Source organism: Corallococcus aberystwythensis (genome assembly GCF_003612165.1).
GTDB lineage: Bacteria > Myxococcota > Myxococcia > Myxococcales > Myxococcaceae > Corallococcus > Corallococcus aberystwythensis.
Genome location: NZ_RAWK01000463.1, coordinates 1 through 3,835, shown reverse-complemented (window position 1 = coordinate 3,835; position 3,835 = coordinate 1). Strand labels below are relative to the sequence as shown.

Below are 3,835 nucleotides of genomic sequence, written 5' to 3'. Positions count from 1 at the left end.
CCGTTGTTGTCCCCGCCCACCCTGGCCCCCGCCTTGAGCGACGCGAGCAGCCGCTGCGGCAGGCTGCCCGTGGCCTGCTGGAAGCCCGTCACCATGGCGGCGCAGATGGTGGGAGTGGTCTGGTTGTTGGCCTGAACCACGAAGGTGGCGCCCTTCACGGCGCAGCGATGCGAGGCGCTCTCCGCGCCGGTCTGCTGGCCCACCGTGATGGTGCCGTCGGGATTGAGCTTCACCGCGGCGAGCTGGCGGTAGTCCGCGTACGGATCCACGGTGAACACGTAGTCGATGGCGGCCTGGGCCGTGTCGCCCGCGTCGGTGCGGGCGATGATGGCCTCGGCGTCATCCACCGAGGGGTAGAACATGCTGGCCACCGCCACGTCCGGACGGCCGTAGGGCACCAGGCCGCTGATGCCCGCGGGGAAGGAGATGCTCGCCACGCCGCAGGACTTCTCCACGGCGTCGCACGCGACGATGGCGCGCGTGCCGAGGACGCGAGGGTTGATGCCGGTGGGCGCCGCGGCCAGGGCGGACGTGGACGCGAACATCAGACAGGAGGCGGCCAGCAGGCCACGCTTGAAGGTCTTCATGTGCAGGGACTCCGATGCAGTGAGTGATGTCTGGAACAGGCCGTCGCTGGGGGCGCTGCGCACGCCCCCATGTGCCCGGTGCTTCACAGCCCGCCGGGCTTGAACGCCTTCGGATCCACGTTGCGCAGGTAGTTGACCAGCGGGCCGTCGATCTTCCGCTGGCCGTTCACCAGCACGGTGGGCTTGAGGAAGAAGAGCGTGTTCCAGTTGAAGGCATCCAGCGCCGCTTCAGCGTCGGTGCCCCAGGTCCCATCCAGGACGCCGTTGTAGTACCCGGCTGCATTCAGCGTTTTCTTCACGGCCTTCGCCGTCTCCGCGTCGAGCGGGATGAGGTCCGACGCGTACGGCGCGGCGATGCTCGCCTGGTAGCGGTTCATCTCCACCTCCAGGTCCTTCAGCGCGGTGATGCTGGTGTGCACGACGGCGTCCGCCAGCACCTTGGTGTAGAACGTCGACTCGTTCTCCGAGGTCCAGACGCGGATGACGCCGGAGCGCTCACCGTTGTTGTCGCCGCCCACCCTGGCCCCCACCTTGAGCGACGTGAGCAGCCGCTGCGGCAGGCTGCCCGTGGTCCTCTGGAAGGCCGACGCCATGGCGTCGCAGATGGTGGAGGTGGTCTGGTTGTTGGCCTGCACCACGAAGGTGGCGCCCTTCACCGCGCAGCGCTGGGGCGCGTTCTCCGCGCCGGTCTGCTGGCCCACCGTGATGGTGCCGTTGGGGTTGAGCTTCACCACGGCGAGCTGGCGGTAGTCCGCGTACGGATCCACGGAGAACACGTAGTCCACGGCCTGCTGGGCCGTGTTGCCCGCGTCGACGCGGGCGAGGACCGCCTCGGCGTCATCCACCGACGGGTAGAACATGGTGGCGATGGCCACGTCCGGGCGGCCGTAGGGCACCAGGCCGCTGATGCCCGCGGGGAAGGAGATGCTCGCCACGCCGCAGGACTTCTCCACGGCGTCACACGCGACGATGGCGCGCGTGCCCATGAGGCGCGGGTTGGCGCGGCCGGTGGGCGCCGCCGCGAGGGCGGACGTGGACGCGAACATCAGGCAGGAGGCGGCCAGCAGGCCACGCTTGAAGGTCTTCATGTTCAGGGGACTCCGATGCAGTGGTTGATGTCTGGAAGGGCCCCCTGGCGCGCGAATGATGCATTTCGCCATGCACCGTCCGTGCGATTCCACGCGCGCGACTATGCTGCCCGGCCATGACGAGCGAGACGACGAAGACGGTGGTGGTGACGGGCGCCAGCCGGGGCATTGGCCGCGCGGTGTCCCTGGCGTTCGCGCGCGAGGGCTACGACGTCTGGGCGCTGGCGCGCTCGGCGGAGTCGCTGGAGGCGCTGCGCAAGGAGGGCGGCGAGCGCATCCGCGCGCTCACGGTGGACGTGGCGGACGAGCCCGCGCTGCTCGCGGCGTGCAAGACCGTGCTCGCGGCCGGCGTGCCCCGGGTGCTGGTGAACAACGCGGGCATCACCGTGTCCGCGCCGCTGACGAAGACGACGACGGCGGACCTGGCGAAGGTGATGGCCGTCAACGTGACGGCTCCCTTCCTCCTGTGCCGTGAGCTGATGCCGGCCATGGCGTCCGCGGGCGGCGGGCGGGTCATCAACATCGGGTCCATCACGGCGACGCGCGGGGCGAAGTACACGTCCGCGTACTGCGCGTCCAAGCACGCGCTGCTGGGGCTGACGCGCGCGCTGTCAGCGGAGTACGCGCGCAAGAACGTCACCGTGAACATCGTGAACCCGGGCTGGGTGGAGACGGACATGTTCGCGGGCGCGACGGCCGCCATCACCAAGACGACGGGCCGCAGTGAGGAGCAGGCCCGCGAGGCCCTGGCCGCGATGAGCGCCATGGGCCGCATCATCCAGCCGGAGGAGGTGGCCGCGATGTGCCTCTTCCTCGCGTCGGAAGCGGCGGCGCCCATCACCGGCGCGGCCTACGCCATCGACGGCGGCGAGGCGGCGTAGCGCGAGTCCACGCCGGGCGTCACGCACCCGGCATCACCGCCCAGGCACGCGTCGCACGGCGGCGAGGCGGCGGGCCCACGCCGGGCGTCACGAGCCCGGCCACACCGCGTAGGCAGGCACGGCATCGCGGCGCACCGGGCGCCACCGCCGCGCTCCGCCGTTACAGGCGGTACTGCCCCACGATGTTGCTGACCTCGTGGGACGCGGTGGTGAGGCGCGCGGCGGCCACGGCGCTCGTGGCCACGCGCTCCACCGTCTCGTCCGCCAGCCGCGTCAGGTCGCTCAGCGCGGCGAACAACTCCGCGATGCCCGCGTCCTGCTGGCTCACCATGTCCGCGATGCTCTTCACGGACACGCTGTTGTTCTGGATGACCGCGGCCAGCGCTCGCAGGCTCTCCCCCGCCGCGCGCGCCTGGTCCAGGCCGCCCTCCACCTCGCGCGTTCCGCCCTCGCTCGTCTGCACCGCTTCGGAGATGGCGCGGCCGATGTCACCCAGGATGGACTGCACGCGCGCCGTGGCCGTCGCGGACTGGTCCGCCAGCGACCGCATCTGCCGGGCCACCACCGCGAACGCCCGGCCCGCCTCGCCGCTGCGCGCCGCCTCGATGGCCGCGTTCAACGCCAGCACGTTGGACTGGTCCGCCAGGTCCTTCACCGTGCCGGTGATGTCACCCACCTGCCGCGTGCGCTGCCGCAGCTCCGACACCGTGGTGGAGATGCGCTCCACCTGCGAACGGATGTGCGTGAGCCCGCCCACGCTGCCCGCCACCGCGGACTCGCCCGCCTGCCCCACCGCGCCCGCCTTCTCCGCCTCGCGCAGCACGCCCGTGGCCCGCTGCGCCGCCGCCCGCGAGCTCTCCTGCAGCTGCCGCGCGGCGATCTGCGTCTGGTGCAGCGCCGCCGCCTGCCGCGTCACCGCCAGGTTCTGGTCCGACGCGGAGTTCGCCAGTTCCAGCGCCGTCGCCTCCAGCTCCTGCGCGGAGTTCTTCAGCGCCATCAGCACCGCGCGCAGCCGCGACATCATCTCCCGGAAGGACTCGGCCATCTGGCCAATCTCGTCATGCGAGTGGATGTCCAGCGTGCCGCTGAAGTCGCTCTCGGCCACCACCCGCGCCGCCGCCGCCGTCAGCGCGCCCAGGGGCGCCATCATCCGCCGCACCAGCAGGAAAACGCCTCCGCCCGCGAGCAGCGCCACGAGCAGCCCCAGCCCCAGCACCCCCATCAGCGTGGTGCGCATCCGCGCCCACTCCGCCTGGGCGCCGCGCGCCAGCACCAGCAC

The 3,835-nt window shown here is 71.6% G+C and carries 4 protein-coding genes; 1 reads left to right on the top strand and 3 read right to left on the bottom strand.

Annotation, left to right across the window (positions count from 1 at the left end; translation table 11 throughout):
- Together D7W81_RS40300 and D7W81_RS40295 are read right to left on the bottom strand one after the other, a co-directional pair.
- A partial coding sequence (locus tag D7W81_RS40300) for a DUF1028 domain-containing protein (protein WP_147445807.1) occupies positions 1-587 on the bottom strand: 587 nt, incomplete at its 3' end.
- An 83-nt stretch (positions 588-670) separates the two neighbouring features.
- A complete protein-coding gene (locus D7W81_RS40295; protein WP_120560621.1) occupies positions 671-1,675 on the bottom strand; it encodes a DUF1028 domain-containing protein in 1,005 nt (334 codons plus the stop codon).
- Between the two features lie 116 nt (positions 1,676-1,791).
- Here D7W81_RS40295 and D7W81_RS40290 point away from each other — a divergent pair, with 116 nt between their 5' ends.
- On the top strand, positions 1,792-2,556 hold the full coding sequence (locus D7W81_RS40290) for an SDR family NAD(P)-dependent oxidoreductase (protein ID WP_120560620.1): 765 nt from the start codon (positions 1,792-1,794) through the stop codon (positions 2,554-2,556).
- A 160-nt stretch (positions 2,557-2,716) separates the two neighbouring features.
- On the opposite strand, the gene D7W81_RS40285 is transcribed toward D7W81_RS40290, so the two are convergent.
- Positions 2,717-3,835, bottom strand: a 1,119-nt coding sequence (locus tag D7W81_RS40285) for a methyl-accepting chemotaxis protein (protein WP_147445806.1), incomplete at its 5' end; no start/stop codon positions are given.